Below are 13,005 nucleotides of genomic sequence, written 5' to 3'. Positions count from 1 at the left end.
AGCACCACGACCACCCAGAACTTAGATGGAGGATGCCCGCTCGAGGCAAACTTGTCTGCCCACAGCTGCCACGCCACCGCTGCGCGCCGGCTTGCCAACGAATATGCAATCAACAGTCTCCGTGACCGGAGTCCAATCGCGCCCGACGCCGTCGAAAAATATTGAACCCCAAAGACTTCTGGATAATTCGATGAACGGTCATGGCGCAGGGATACAACTAAGAGACTGCTCAGTCTTGCGGCAAGAGTCCGGTTCAGCCAACACCGTTCTTGTACTGAAGCCGAGCGAATCGACGCCGACGTTCACAATGCCGAGGCTTCACCGATGTGCGTGAACTGTATCGAAACCTGTTTACACACAACATTTTTCATCGGGGACCGATCGGCACTATCGCCTACTCGGGTAGCAGGTCCAACCTCGCCCGCCCGCCACAAAAATGGCCCGCCTGACGTTCGTCAGTAACGACCAGACGGGCCGTGCGCACCCTCGCCGGTAGGAAAGAGTACGCAGTCCACGGTTCGCTCAACCCGGGCAGCCAGCCCTCGGCATCGCCGAGAACCCATGCCACGCCGACCAACGACACGCCAGGAGCGTATCGCGCCGGCGATCTACGCCGCGCGCAGACCCGGCCCGCCGAAATTTCGAACCTTTCCGTACCTGTTCCCGAATCATCCAGAGCGGTCACCGACGAGGCCGTCCCCGTCGCAACGGAAGGCTCGATCCCCAACGCCTCACGCCACCACGTTTCGCGTTCCTCCGATTCGGTCCACACCACCACACCGCGATCACCGAAATCATGCTGTGCTGCTTCACCCACGTCTTCACGCCTGATATCCCGTTCTCATCCCACGAAACGCGCCGTGCCCGCGGCGCACGGCGCGCGGCGCGCGGGAGAACATCGCGTTCCACCATCCCAACGGGCAGTGTCGTGCGCAGCAACTCACCGCGAACGGCCACAAGCGTTGCCCGCAGCGACCTCCAAAGCCTCTCGAACACAGCATGTGTAATCGCGCTCCACACACGCGGCGAATGCAAAGTGCCTCGCTGCCGCGGCCACACTCACAACCGTAAGCCTGATGTCCGGCGGGATGATGTCCGGCGGGATCGCACTCCTCATCACCGTCGAGGTGCACCCCGACATCAATCCCGCCGATCGAGACCGCCCACCATCCCAGCACGAAGCAGGCTTGCGCGCAGAAGCCCGACGAACCTACGGACAGCCTGAACACGAAGGCACGACCGTCACCCCCACCAACGGCATACAAAACGTGTTCCATACTCTTCCCACACGCACCACCATCTTCAGCCGGTGCATGCTTCCTTGCCCGCAGCTATGCACGCATCCTTGTGCGCAGCCATGCACGGCGGGCCGGAAGGCAGCGATCAGCGACTCGAGAACAACGCACCACACACCTCGGCCGATCGGCAGCCCAACTCCTGTTGAATACCGCCGGTTTCGACGACGACATTCCCCTGTCGGGTTCGTATTCACGGTTCGGGTATACGAGGGACGTGCGGCATTTTCAGGCGTGAGGCTGCCGCGCACTACCCGCCAACCGCCCGCCACGGGCCGGAAGACGGGCAGAAGGAGACCGCGCACCGTGATCTACGTTCGGTGCGCTCCGCTCACCGGCGCTCCGCATTCACAAGCTTGTGCCGGTGAGCTTTCCCGAGTCAGTCGACAAGAACCTCAGCATGTGTGTGGTCCGCGGACTGGATGTGGCTGTGACTGGCACGTTTTGATGCCGAAATTCGTGCCAGAGTATGTGCCGGCGTGCGTCAACGCCCTTTCGACACAGCCCCTGAGGGAGGAGTTGATGGTCGGGCGCAGTGACTCCCTGTGGCAGGCACACAATCCGCGGTACACCGCCGATCGGCGCAAGACGCAATGGAACGTGTCGACGAACCTGGGCCGGTCCAACCGGTCCAGGTGGGACGCAATCGACGACAACAACGCAAGACACTGCCGTTTCCCGCAGTGCCGAAGCATGTTTCGACTCCCCCACCCTCGACGTCGAGCGCTCAACCGTCATCGTCGGTGACGCCACGGTGCTGTCAATGCTCGGCCACCCGCCATGTTCGAGGCACTGCGAGACGCGTGTCATGTCCTCGTCAGAGGGTTCTTCGCGGATCTTTCGAGCCAGCAAGGTCCGCACGCGGTCGTGATTGATGTGCCGATCCGGAGATTCGTGAGCGCGCTCAATCGACAGAGCGACCACTTCGTCGATCTCCTCGTCAGTCAAACGCCGCCTCAGCACTGCAAGCAACGCAAAATGATCCTTGTCAGGAATGCTTGTCGGATACGCACCGCGCAGCCACTCAAGCACACTTCGCACAACGTGCATCCTCATCGCGACCTCCTAACTTGATCGACATCGACATCGAGAGCGCGCTCATCCGTGCACGCCACCGCCTCCAGGCGGTTGCTGTCGGCGGAGAGGATCGTCACACCCCCGCCATGTCCGCATTGGAGATCGTCGCCACGATCTACCCGCAGCACCGGCTACCAGGCGTCCAGGAACTCAGATCGCTTACGCGGACGGGGCACGAGCCGAGCGTCATGATCGACTCGTGCTCGTTCAGGGCGTCGTCATGCCGCAGAGATCGGTACGACGACAATCGAAAAGGCTCATTCCGGGTTCGGTGTCGGTCCCACCGTGGCGAAATGCCTGCGGTAGTCGGTGGGTGTGACACCGAGGTGGCGGAGAAAGGTGCGGCGGAGGGTTTCGTCGCTCCCGAATCCGCTCCGCCGGGCGGTCGAGGTCACGCTGTGGCCATCGAGCAGCAGTTGCTGAGCGCGGCCGAGTCGTACCTCCTCCACCCACCGGGCCGGTGTCGTCCCCAATTCGCTACGGAACAGCCTGGTCAGATGCCGGGTACTGACCGCGGCGGCTCGAGCCATCGCCGGTAGTCCGTGATCGGCCGACGGATCGTTGCGCACCGACTCGATCACGGCGTGCAGGAGATCAGAGGGCTCCACTGGGGTGGTGTGCGTCGCGAACTGCGCCTGCCCGCCCGGACGCCGCAGGAAGACCACCAATTCGCGAGCGATGCGGCGGGCAGATTCGGCGCCATGGTCGTCTTCGACGAGGGACAGCGTCAGGTCGATGCCGGCACTGATCCCGGCGGAGGTGACGAACCGTCCATCGCGCACATGGATCGCATCCGCATCGACATCGACGTTGGGGTGTCGCCGGGCGAGCGTGTCGGCGTGACGCCAATGTGTCGTTGCCCGGCGCCCGTCGAGCAGTCCGAGTTCGGCGAGAACGAACGCGCCGGTGCACACCGACGCGACCCGTGCCGCTCGGGCGGCTACGGCGCGGGTAGTCACCAGCAACCGGGGATCAAGCGGCGATGTGGTCAAGCACTCGCCCCCAGCCACGAGCAGCGTGTCGACGCGGCCGACGTCGCTCGCCGTGACAGTGCCGCTCAGCAACATCCCCGTCGAGGTGGTCACCTCGCCGCCGTATGGGGAGATCAACACAACCTCGTAGTGGTGGCCGAGGACAGACGCCTGATGCAGAACCTCGGCGGGGCCGCTCACATCGAGCATCGTCACACCGTCGAAGACCACGAACCCCACCCGATGCGTCATGTCCAGATCCGAGGGCTACTTGTCTGAAAGGACATGGCATCAGGTTACGACCATCGACCATCCTGGAGAAAGGTCATCGACGGACACGAGAGGACGAACCATGAGCGAGACGATCGCAGGCGTGCAAATCCCGGACAGCGCACTCGCCCGGGAAGCCACCGAACTGGTACGTGAAGCAGCTTCCCCGCTGCTGTTCGACCATTCCCGGCGCGTATACATCTGGGGTGCGCTGCGCGGCGCGGGGGACGGACTGCAGTTCGACCCGGAACTGTTGTACGTCGCAGCGATGTTCCACGACCTGGGCCTGACCGAGAAGTTCCGCCGCACCGATCAACGCTTCGAGATCGACGGCGCCGACGAAGCGCGTCGCTTCCTGCACTCACACGGCATCACCGGCGGCGAGGCCGACCGGGTCTGGACGGCCATCGCGCTGCACACCACACCAGAGATCCCCCTGCACATGTCGGCCGAGGTCGCTCTCGTCACACGCGGAGTGGAACTCGATGTCCTCGGTATCGGCTATCACGCGGTCTCCGACGACCAGCGTGCCGCCGTGACCACCGCGCATCCCCGGCCCGACTTCAAGAACCGGATCCTCGCGGCATTCACCGACGGGATCAAGGATCGTCCGGAGACGACCTTCGGCAACGTCAAGGCTGACGTCCTGGCCCACTACGTGCCGGGATTCGTCCGGGGCGACTTCGTCGAGGTCATCAAGAATTCGGACTGGCCCGAATAGACCCGATGGAACCAACCGCGAGCGCCTGCGTCCGCCAGGGCCGCACCGCGGGCGACACGAACCCCTGCGCACGAGAGACGGGCCATCGCCCACCGACCCGGTGTGCAGACTCTGCCGTGAAGTCGTACGCCATCTCGATTCCTGACCTGCGAAGGCCACCATGGACGTTCCCCAGCCGAACAGTGTTGTCACCGATTCACCCGATCGGGTGCCACCTCCCCGCGGGGCGGTGGGAGCGCAGACACCCGTCACCGCTCCCGGAGCCGACGTGGACACCTCGATATGGCGGGTGGTCGACGACCCGCTGATCGCAGCGTCCGCCGCGGGGGCGCTGTCCGGTTGCAGGATCGCCGTGAAAGACCTCTTCGCTGTCGCCGGTCACGCCATCGGAGCAGGCAACCCCACCTGGCTCAGTCATGCACCGGTCGAGCCGGAACACGCTGCGGCCGTGTCGCTTCTGATGCAGGAAGGAGCGGACATCGCCGGGATCGCGCAGACAGACGAACTGGCGTGTGGTCTGTTCGGAGTCAACCCGCACTACGGAACGCCGCCCAATCCGGCTGCACCCGGGCGCGTCCCCGGCGGTTCGTCGAGCGGCTCGGCCAGCGCCGTTGCTCTAGGTCTGGCCGATATCGGGTTGGGTACCGACACCGCCGGTTCGGTGCGTGTGCCGGCTTCCTACTGCGGGTTGTACAGCCTGCGACCGACACACGGAATCGTCTCCAACGCCGGCAGAATCGCCCTGGCCCCGTCGTTCGATACCGTCGGCTGGATCACCCGGACACCGCAGATGCTCGCTCGGGTATCCGAGATACTGCTACCTCCGCAGCACACACAACCGATCGAACGACTACTCATGGCCACGGACCTGTTCGACCTCGCCGAGCCGTCGGTGCGAATACTTCTGCAGCAGGCAGCCCGACAACAAGCGAACCGGATAGGCATGCCGCTGCAGGACGCGACGAGCACATTCGCCGAGCACCTTGGCACATGGGCCGAAGCTATGGGCGTTGTCCAAGCCGCGGAAATGTGGCAGGTACACAGCCGCTGGCTGCAGATGCACCGGGACGCGGTCCCACCGCGAGTCGCCACGGCCATCACCACCGGCGAGAGCATTCCGATCGACTATCTCGTGTGGGCGCGGGACACATTGAGCCACGCCCGAATCATCCTCACCGATCTGATCCCGCCGGGGACCGCGCTCGTACACCCTGCGGCCCCGACCGCTGCTCCCCCGCCCGGCCATGCAAGTTCGGACCTCGGATTGCGAGCCGCCACAGTATTGTTGACCTGTGCGGCGAGCGCAGCGGGTCTACCAGTGCTCACCACGCCAGGCACGCAGAGCGCGGACGGTCCTGTCGTGCTCAGTGTCGTCGCAGCAGCCGGAAGTGATCGCGCTCTGGTCGCCGCCCTCGCCGAACATCGCGAGATCTCCGAACCCGAACCCAGGCAGCATCCCTGACACGCAGGGCCACTCCACCCGAGGGCGGTTCTGCATCAGGTGGTACTGGCACTCGATACCAACAAACATTCGACTACACACGCCGCGAAGCACCCCAGAAAGCACGCACACCATGACGACCCGACTTCCACACCTGATCACCACCGTGCCGACAAGACGAACTCAGAGCTCGCGCGACGGACGTTGTACGTTCACGACACGAGGAAGACACCCGTTCCAGCGACACTCTCGTAACCCGTAGTCATCGATGCAGTTACAAGCCCCGCCCCCGTAAACACGCTCACGGCATCGCTGTAGGGGATTTCCAGCACTCCGGAGGCTCCAGTCACAAGGTTCCGCCAGTGCATCCAGTACGTGCCCTTCGCATCGGGTGACATGGCAGGGAACGTGACAGTGCCGGGCGTCTCGCCCGTGATCGCCACCAGGTTCGATACACAGAAGATCTGGAATCCGCAGGCCCAGATGGTGTTGGTCACGAACAGTGGAATCTGAAAGGTATTCACAGTGGGCGACGCCGACGCATGAGGAAGCAAACCTGTTACAGGACCCACAGCTAAGCCCGCGGCAATGACACCGATACCCAGCAATCGCCGCAGACTCCACATCAGGATGCCTTTCGTCGAGCAATTCGGCCTACGAACACAATCCCCATCCTGCACCACCCCCAGCGTGCGCAGCATCGAGTCTGACCACCGAAATCGTGCGGTAGCGAACGCCGCGCTGTGGAGCGCCTCCGAGTGAACATGCGCCGTTGAAACCAACAAAGCATGCCTCAAACTAAAAGGTAATCCATTTCTTTCAGCCGTCCGGCATCGGTCGAGGCCGCGTACGAGAGAACCCCGCCTTTCCCAACCGAGCCGATTCAGGCCAACCATCCCGAAAAGCACCACGATCGTTGACTTCTCGGCTACAAAGTAGTCATTCCTTAACACGCCCATCATGGGTGCAAGGACGAGAGGGCGTGGGCATGACGAACGGCCGAATGAAACGAGTATCGGAATCAGGTGCCCCACACCGAGTCGGAGGATTCCGGTACTCCCGCACCGAAGACGAGTGGGAATGGTCCGACAACGTCGCGACGATGCACGGCTACCGCCCCGGGGAAGTAATTCCCACCACCGAACTACTGCTCTCGCACAAACATCCCGACGATCGCCACTACGTCGCGCAGACGTTGGACGCGATCCGCACCTCGGGCGGGCCGTTCAGTAGCCGGCATCGCATCGTCGACACCAACGGTGTCACGAGATCAGTGATCGTGGTCGGCGACAGCAGCCTCGACGAGCACGGCGAAGTGACCGGGAGTTCCGGCTTCTACATCGACGTCACCGAAACCCTCGATCGCACCGTCCAGGAATCGGTCGACGAACTGGTCGACGAGATCAGCAGCTCCCGCGCAGCGATCGAACAAGCTAAGGGGATGCTGATGATCGTGTACGGCATTTCCGCCGACCGGGCCTTCGACATTCTCATCTGGTGCTCGCAGCAGAAGAATGTCAAACTCCGCCGCATATCCGAGCAATTGATCGCCCGCGCCCGCGCCGACTTCGTCCTACCCAACGGACTGCGTTCGCAATTCGATCATCTGCTTCTCGGTTCGTGACCGAACGACAAGGGATTGAACTGCTGTGTGGTCGGTGTCTGCGGCTGACTGCTTAACCACAGGCACCTGGCCGAGGGCCCTCCATCACGCCATCGGCGTGAAACCATTTATACCGCCTGAAAGAGCGCGAAAACACCCCTCCGGGTGGCCTGTCCGATACCGAAGAGCCCGGCCGGAGCCCATCCCACTGCCCACCGTTGCGAGGGCGCCCGTGCAGACTTCAGCCGCGACCTTCACTGCTGCCCGCGCCGACGCGAACTGTGAAGGCTTACATACCACGATTCGTCGGCCATCGAAGTTTGCTCTCGAGTCGTTCATACCTGCAAGTTGGCGAGAATCGATGCCCGAGAGCAAGAGCCACGGTCACGCCAAGAGGATGACACCGATCCTTACCTCTGCGGTCCACCGAAAGCTGGACCTCGATGAACATCCCGAATTGAGATGTCGGGGATGTTGTGTCGCGTCAGCTCGTAGCAGCGGTCCGGATCGGGTTCGGCGACAACCGCCTGCTCGGCGCCCACGGACGAAATCTTTCTGCCCACATACCGATGACGAGAACGAACCGAAACCACCGAAATGTCGTCCCCCCGCGCCAAAGCAAAGGGGTACGAACGTGTTTACGGAAAACACCCGACGATCCTCCGGTTGGATAGGCCACACATCGTCGACTCGGTCAACAGACCTCGAGCCCTGGCATATCTAGACGGGCGTGATGTCACCTAGCTTCCATGTCCAGTCGAAATAGGGCTCGAGAGGCCCGTAGAACCGGAAGTACGAGAACCAGTGCCGACCCGCGATGGTCTGAACCCAATTGGATTCCTTCCCTTCCGGGGGACGGACACCCTAGTGACATCGCAGTTCGAAAAAATGATGGACTCGATCGAGGACATCGCATCCCCGGCAATAATGGACGAGTTCCGCGACACGGTCATCGCACCGAATGTGGCGTCGATTCTCGACAACATCGTCAACACCGTCGACGAGGACATGATCGACGAGATCGAGGATTTCATAGGCGCGATCTCGCAGGAGCAGGAAGCCTTCGTTGCGGATCTGATCGCGGCGAATCCTACGTTGAAGGCAAAAGTCCAGGCGGCGGTGAGCAGCGTGAAGCGGGCCACGGGAAAGGCCGCAGGAAAAGCTGTCAGCACCGCGAGCGATCACAACCTTGGCGTCGGTCTGGCACTCTTCGCGGTCTCAGGCCTGATCTTCACGGTGCTGCTGGTCGTGCCGTCCGAAACAATGGAACGGGCGATGCAGTTCACGACGATCGCGGCGCTGGTGTACAGCATGTACATGCTCCACGAAAAGACGTAGACCCCACGATCCGGTTACGGCGGGCACGCCCGGATCACAGCGCCGGCCAAGCTCAGCAGGGGTGTCAGTGGTTGGTGAGCGTGTCGGTGTCCACATGCACACCGACATGGACACCGACCTTGCTACCAAGATTGACCAGGGCATCGAGAGAGAACTTACTCAACTTTCCCCGATAGAGATCCGACAAACGCGGCTGAGTGACACCGAGATTCTGGGCAGCAACAAGCTGCGACCAACCAAAACGGTCGATCTGCCCACGGATCGCAGTCATCAGATCCGCGCGCAGTCGACGGTTGTACGCCTCACCCGAGGTGTCACTCACCGCCTCCCACACGGACGCCGTCTCGACAATATCGTTCTCACTCATCACTTCTCCTTCGCATGCGCCGACGCCGCCCTGTACCGCTGTCGACCCAACTCGATGTCAGACTTCGAAGTCTTCTGCGTCTTCTTCTGAAAACAGTGCAACACGTAAATCACCCCTTCGAAACGGGCAACATAGAACGTGCGGAACGCTCCATCCGACGTCCGGACTCGGATTTCGCGGCAACCAGCCCCGACGTCCTTCATCGGCTTCCAGTCATCCGGATCCAACCCCTGCTGCACTCGCCCGATCTGATACCCGAGATCGTCCTGCACATCGGCCGGAAGGTCACGCAAGTCGTCGAGCGCACTGCCCACCCACCGGATCGGTTTCTCATCGCCTCGCTCCACCCAACCACTATATATCAATACTGATATATACCGCAGTCGTCCACATAACCACGATCGGGCACGGCATGCCGCCGGATGGTCAGAGCTACGGACCCGCCCCAGATGTGGACGGCTCCACCGCACCTAAGGCCTCGGGTGATTGCACTATCGGCGGCGCGAATCTCGGTGACGGGGGCGCAGAACTTGCCGCCGGAACGAGTGCACGGCAGTGCGCGGAAGTCACGCCGGTTCTCTTGGCCGGTCAGCTCGAGTGGCCGCGAAACCACAGACAGCGAAGTCCAGCGGTAACGGCGATTTCTTCGATCAGAAGGCCGCGACGCTGCTGCGCTCCTACCTGCACGCTGCCGCTTTGGACGGACGTCGACTCTCGGACGTCGTTGAATGGTGCGAATCCACGACTGCCCTCGATGCTCGCGACATTCTCAAGCAACATCACCCCGAATGGGAACGGACGCTGAACGAGATTCTCGACGCGAAATCCGAGAAAACGACCTCCAGCATTTTGATGGTGTTGACCTCGGTCATGGGACCGCTGGCCTCGCCAGCACTGTTGGCGGCTGTGGACTGCCCTGCCGCGAACTCGTTCGACGTGGCGGACTTCGTCGAAAAGGGCACCGGCACCATGTACGTGCTCTCCGAAGGTGGCAACGGCTCGGTGGCACCTTCGCGGCCGCACTGGCAGCGGAAGTTTTCTTCGTCGCGAACAGGCTCTCGCAACGTCGAGCGGGTCGAAAATTGGATCCGTCGCTGCGTCTGGTCCTCGACGAACTCAACAACGTGGCACCGATTCCGGAATTGCCGGCGAAGATGTCGGACTCGGGCGGCCGCGGAATCCAACTGTTCGCGTTCACGCACAACATTTCGCAGACCGAACGCCGCTGGGGTCCCGGCGGTGCCCGCGAACTCGCTGGTAGCGCGAACGTGCGTCTGATCCTGCCGGGCTTGCTGGACACCTCCACGCTCAAGGAAATTTCGACGCTCCTCGGCTCGATCGAAGAGTTCGTGCTCTCGTCCCCCGTCTCCGGGCCTCGCGGCATGGGCACTCAGCGCGGCGGCAACCTGCAACGGCGGCAGGTGATGGAGGAATCGGCGATCCGCGAGCTCGAAGAGGGAACGGCATTGATGATCCGTCGCAACAACCGCCCGGTCATGCTCAAGCTTCCCGGCTTCTGGGAAGACCCCGACATTCGCGATGTGGTCGCGGCATCGGAAGCGCAGGCAATCGTCGTGCTCGATCAGGGGTTCGTGTCATCGTCGCCGCCGGTCGAAGTTTCCTCGATCAGCTGACCTCAACTCACCACCAGATTTCAAACAAACACCTACTCAACAAGGAGTTGCAGTCATGGTTCAAGGTCGTCGCAGCAGCACCAAGCCTCGGGGCACCAGTTCGTCTTCCGCGCAGTGGGACGAAGTCGGCAAGGCAGTTAAGGAAGGCGCGGAGGAACTGCGCTCGATGGCACAGCGGCAGCGGCTCGCACAGATCGAGGCGGACGCCGCCGATGGTCCGTTGGTGGAGCTGTGGGCAGCCGGTGATGACAAGGTCGCTTCGTACGCGGTGTGTGGTCCGGATGGACTGGTTGCCTGGTACGGGGAGTTTTATGAGGAAGACAAGATCCGCAAAGAAGGCGACCAGAACTCGGCGGACCTCTCGGCGGCCGGCAAAGCGGTGTTCCTGGCGGGCAAGGTCCGCGAAGAACTCGAAGTGTCGGCACTGACGGTCCGGATTCACGTTCTCAACCATCATGTTCGGGCTGATGATCTGATGCGGGCTGCGCTCGGCGCCGGAGTCGTCGTGGAGATCGATGTCGACGACGACACCACCGCATTGGACTGGTGCCGCGAACCTGGGTCGAAGTCGTGGCGGGAAACGAAGCTCGAACGCCTAGTCGTTGCCGACGCCGATGCCGATACTGCTGCAGAATCAGATGGGGAGGGGGAAACGGATTCCACTGTGGAATCAGAAGAACGAGAAGAAGGCGTCGACAACTAAATAAAAGGTGGGGGATTAGTGATGGACCGCTACGCAGACCACGAACAGCCGTCCGAGATGTCGAACCAAGAGTTCAACGACGTCATGATGAAAGACGACGCGAAGAACGCTCTGCATTTATGGCCACGACCGAGCAATCTGCTGTCGCTGCTGACGGTGGTGTACGGCAACGACGTCGAGAAAATCACCACCTGGCTCGATGACCCGAACACCGAAGTAGACGAGTACCTCACCACCTGGGGCTTGACGCCGCAGATCACCCGGTTGGATATGTTTCGGCGGGCGGCAACACGGGCCGGAACAACGTTCGCGCAGTTGTGCGCCGAAACCCGGGCGCTAGCCCTAGCCCTAGCCGGAGGCGTTCCCCAGAACGCACAGAGCTTGGACGCCACGGGGAAAGAGGTTTCCGCAAAGAGTGTCGAGGAGGAGGGCACCCGATGAACGACGAGTTCGAGGAAGAACAGCTCGAGGACGATGTCCCTGCGCGCATCTATCGGTGGGCGGATCTCGACGGTGAGCAGGCTGCGGAGTTGTGGGCCGAACTCATCGCGTGGGTGAGCTGGTTCCGCCGGCGCTACTCGGTGCCCGGCTCGGATGCGGTGATTCCTCCGTGCTGGTATCGACATCCGGTCGCGGTCGAGGAATTGACGGCGTTGATGGTTTCGCACCAGAGCGCCTACACACTCGACGAACCGGGATCGGAGCTCTCGGCGCTTCATGTGCAGTGGCTCTGGCCGACGTTGCGTGATCTTGCGGAGCGTGCCGGATACAAGCGTTGCACCGATCAGAAATGTGGTTTCACGCCGCCGGAGATCATCGATGACTTGGACGGTTTGGGTGAGTGGATCAGCAACGACATCGCTGCCCGCCACTGATCTACCTGCCCGAACGCAGGCAATGTGGCTGTTCACTCCCTGTTGAGAGTGAACGTTTCGGACAGGGCATCAGTCGCACCGAGATTCAGTCCGTCGGCAGTGCACTGCCGGTGACGGTGAGGGCGAAACGGTAGGGCTGACCGAGAACACCGGCAGTCGGGGTCTAGGTGAGAGTGAGTGCCTGTTCGATCGCGATAACCGACACCACGTTGCTGCCCCAGTTGGTGACGTAGGCGCGGGCACCGTCGGGGGTGATCGCCACCCCGAACGGATAGGCGCCGACCACGATGGGTGTGGTGGTGACGGTGTTGTTGGCGGTGGTGATCACCGACAGCGAGTTGCCGTAGTAGTTGGTGACGTAGGTGCGGGCACCGTCGGGGCTGATCGCCACTCCGAATGGATTCGCACCGACCGCGATGACGTCCACGACGGTGTTGGTGATGGTGTCGATCACCGACACCGAGCCGCTGTTCTGGTTGGTGACGTAGGCGCGGGCACCGTCGGGGCTGATCGCCACCCCGGACGGATTCGCACCGACCGCGATGATGGCAACGATGTCGTTGGTGATGGTGTCGATCACCGACACTGAGCCGCTGTTCTCGTTGGTGACGTAGGCGCGGGCACCGTCGGGACTGATCGCCACCCCGAACGGATAGGCGCCGACCACGATGGGTGTGGTGGTGACGGTGTTGTTGGCGGTGGTGATCACC

14 protein-coding genes and 2 pseudogenes are annotated in these 13,005 nt (G+C 62.2%); 8 read left to right on the top strand and 8 right to left on the bottom strand.

The window, feature by feature from the left end; all coding sequences use genetic code 11:
- Nucleotides 1-394: 394 nt before the first annotated feature.
- The 3 genes and pseudogenes from R4P64_RS32790 to R4P64_RS32780 form a co-directional block, all read right to left on the bottom strand.
- Nucleotides 395-817 carry a hypothetical protein gene (locus R4P64_RS32790; protein ID WP_317824321.1) on the bottom strand — a complete coding sequence of 141 codons (423 nt, stop codon included), beginning with the start codon at nt 815-817 and terminating at the stop codon, nt 395-397.
- A 1,246-nt stretch (nt 818-2,063) separates the two neighbouring features.
- Nucleotides 2,064-2,351, bottom strand: a pseudogene (locus tag R4P64_RS32785) (DUF3349 domain-containing protein); the annotation flags it as partial.
- A 278-nt stretch (nt 2,352-2,629) separates the two neighbouring features.
- On the bottom strand, nt 2,630-3,595 hold the full coding sequence (locus tag R4P64_RS32780) for a GlxA family transcriptional regulator (protein ID WP_317824320.1): 966 nt from the start codon (nt 3,593-3,595) through the stop codon (nt 2,630-2,632).
- A 100-nt stretch (nt 3,596-3,695) separates the two neighbouring features.
- On the opposite strand from R4P64_RS32780, the gene R4P64_RS32775 reads away from it, so the two are divergent.
- Both R4P64_RS32775 and R4P64_RS32770 read left to right on the top strand, forming a co-directional pair.
- On the top strand, nt 3,696-4,334 hold the full coding sequence (locus R4P64_RS32775; RefSeq protein WP_233364474.1) for an HD domain-containing protein: 639 nt from the start codon (nt 3,696-3,698) through the stop codon (nt 4,332-4,334).
- Nucleotides 4,335-4,494: 160 nt separating this feature from the next.
- Nucleotides 4,495-5,796 carry an amidase family protein gene (locus R4P64_RS32770; protein ID WP_317824318.1) on the top strand — a complete coding sequence of 434 codons (1,302 nt, stop codon included), beginning with the start codon at nt 4,495-4,497 and terminating at the stop codon, nt 5,794-5,796.
- A gap of 191 nt (nt 5,797-5,987) precedes the next feature.
- Here the strand turns inward: R4P64_RS32770 and R4P64_RS32765 are convergent, their stop codons facing one another.
- The gene (locus tag R4P64_RS32765) at nt 5,988-6,401 is read right to left on the bottom strand and encodes a hypothetical protein (protein WP_317824317.1); all 414 of its coding nucleotides are present in this window, start codon (nt 6,399-6,401) and stop codon (nt 5,988-5,990) included.
- Nucleotides 6,402-6,763: 362 nt separating this feature from the next.
- Between R4P64_RS32765 and R4P64_RS32760 the strand changes: the two genes are divergently transcribed.
- Nucleotides 6,764-7,399: a PAS and ANTAR domain-containing protein gene (locus R4P64_RS32760; protein ID WP_317824316.1), complete on the top strand. Its 636-nt coding sequence runs from the start codon at nt 6,764-6,766 to the stop codon at nt 7,397-7,399.
- A 699-nt stretch (nt 7,400-8,098) separates the two neighbouring features.
- Here the strand turns inward: R4P64_RS32760 and R4P64_RS34195 are convergent.
- Nucleotides 8,099-8,224, bottom strand: a pseudogene (locus R4P64_RS34195) (hypothetical protein); the annotation flags it as partial.
- 21 nt (nt 8,225-8,245) lie between these two features.
- Between R4P64_RS34195 and R4P64_RS32755 the strand changes: the two are divergent.
- Nucleotides 8,246-8,716, top strand: coding sequence for a hypothetical protein (locus R4P64_RS32755; RefSeq protein WP_317824315.1), 471 nt, complete (start codon nt 8,246-8,248; stop codon nt 8,714-8,716).
- A gap of 64 nt (nt 8,717-8,780) precedes the next feature.
- Here the strand turns inward: R4P64_RS32755 and R4P64_RS32750 are convergent, their stop codons facing one another.
- A complete protein-coding gene (locus tag R4P64_RS32750) occupies nt 8,781-9,083 on the bottom strand; it encodes a helix-turn-helix domain-containing protein (protein WP_233364469.1) in 303 nt (100 codons plus the stop codon).
- Nucleotides 9,083-9,430 (bottom strand): type II toxin-antitoxin system RelE/ParE family toxin, encoded by a 348-nt coding sequence (locus R4P64_RS32745; protein ID WP_317824314.1) that lies wholly within the window; start codon nt 9,428-9,430, stop codon nt 9,083-9,085. Before R4P64_RS32745 ends, R4P64_RS32750 begins: the two co-directional genes overlap by 1 nt.
- Nucleotides 9,431-9,811: 381 nt before the next feature.
- Here R4P64_RS32745 and R4P64_RS32740 point away from each other — a divergent pair, with 381 nt between their 5' ends.
- Genes R4P64_RS32740 through R4P64_RS32725 form a run of 4 tightly spaced genes read left to right on the top strand, consistent with a single transcriptional unit; the run spans nt 9,812 to nt 12,295 of the window.
- The gene (locus R4P64_RS32740; RefSeq protein WP_317824313.1) at nt 9,812-10,717 is read left to right on the top strand and encodes a TraG/TraD/VirD4 family protein; all 906 of its coding nucleotides are present in this window, start codon (nt 9,812-9,814) and stop codon (nt 10,715-10,717) included.
- Between the two features lie 55 nt (nt 10,718-10,772).
- Nucleotides 10,773-11,420 (top strand): hypothetical protein, encoded by a 648-nt coding sequence (locus tag R4P64_RS32735; protein WP_317824312.1) that lies wholly within the window; start codon nt 10,773-10,775, stop codon nt 11,418-11,420.
- Nucleotides 11,421-11,441: 21 nt separating this feature from the next.
- Complete coding sequence (locus R4P64_RS32730) at nt 11,442-11,861, top strand: hypothetical protein (RefSeq protein WP_317824311.1); 420 nt, start codon at nt 11,442-11,444, stop codon at nt 11,859-11,861.
- Nucleotides 11,858-12,295 carry a DUF4913 domain-containing protein gene (locus tag R4P64_RS32725; RefSeq protein ID WP_233364463.1) on the top strand — a complete coding sequence of 146 codons (438 nt, stop codon included), beginning with the start codon at nt 11,858-11,860 and terminating at the stop codon, nt 12,293-12,295. Before R4P64_RS32730 ends, R4P64_RS32725 begins: the two co-directional genes overlap by 4 nt.
- Before the next feature lie 163 nt (nt 12,296-12,458).
- Here R4P64_RS32725 and R4P64_RS32720 read toward each other — a convergent pair.
- The coding region (locus tag R4P64_RS32720) for a YncE family protein (RefSeq protein WP_317824310.1) at nt 12,459-13,005 on the bottom strand (547 nt) is incomplete at its 5' end.

This window comes from Rhodococcus sp. IEGM 1366 (assembly GCF_033142425.1).
In the GTDB taxonomy this organism is placed as follows: domain Bacteria; phylum Actinomycetota; class Actinomycetes; order Mycobacteriales; family Mycobacteriaceae; genus Rhodococcus_F; species Rhodococcus_F globerula.
The sequence above is the reverse complement of the archived record's forward strand: the minus strand, read 5'-3'. Positions and strand labels throughout refer to the sequence as shown.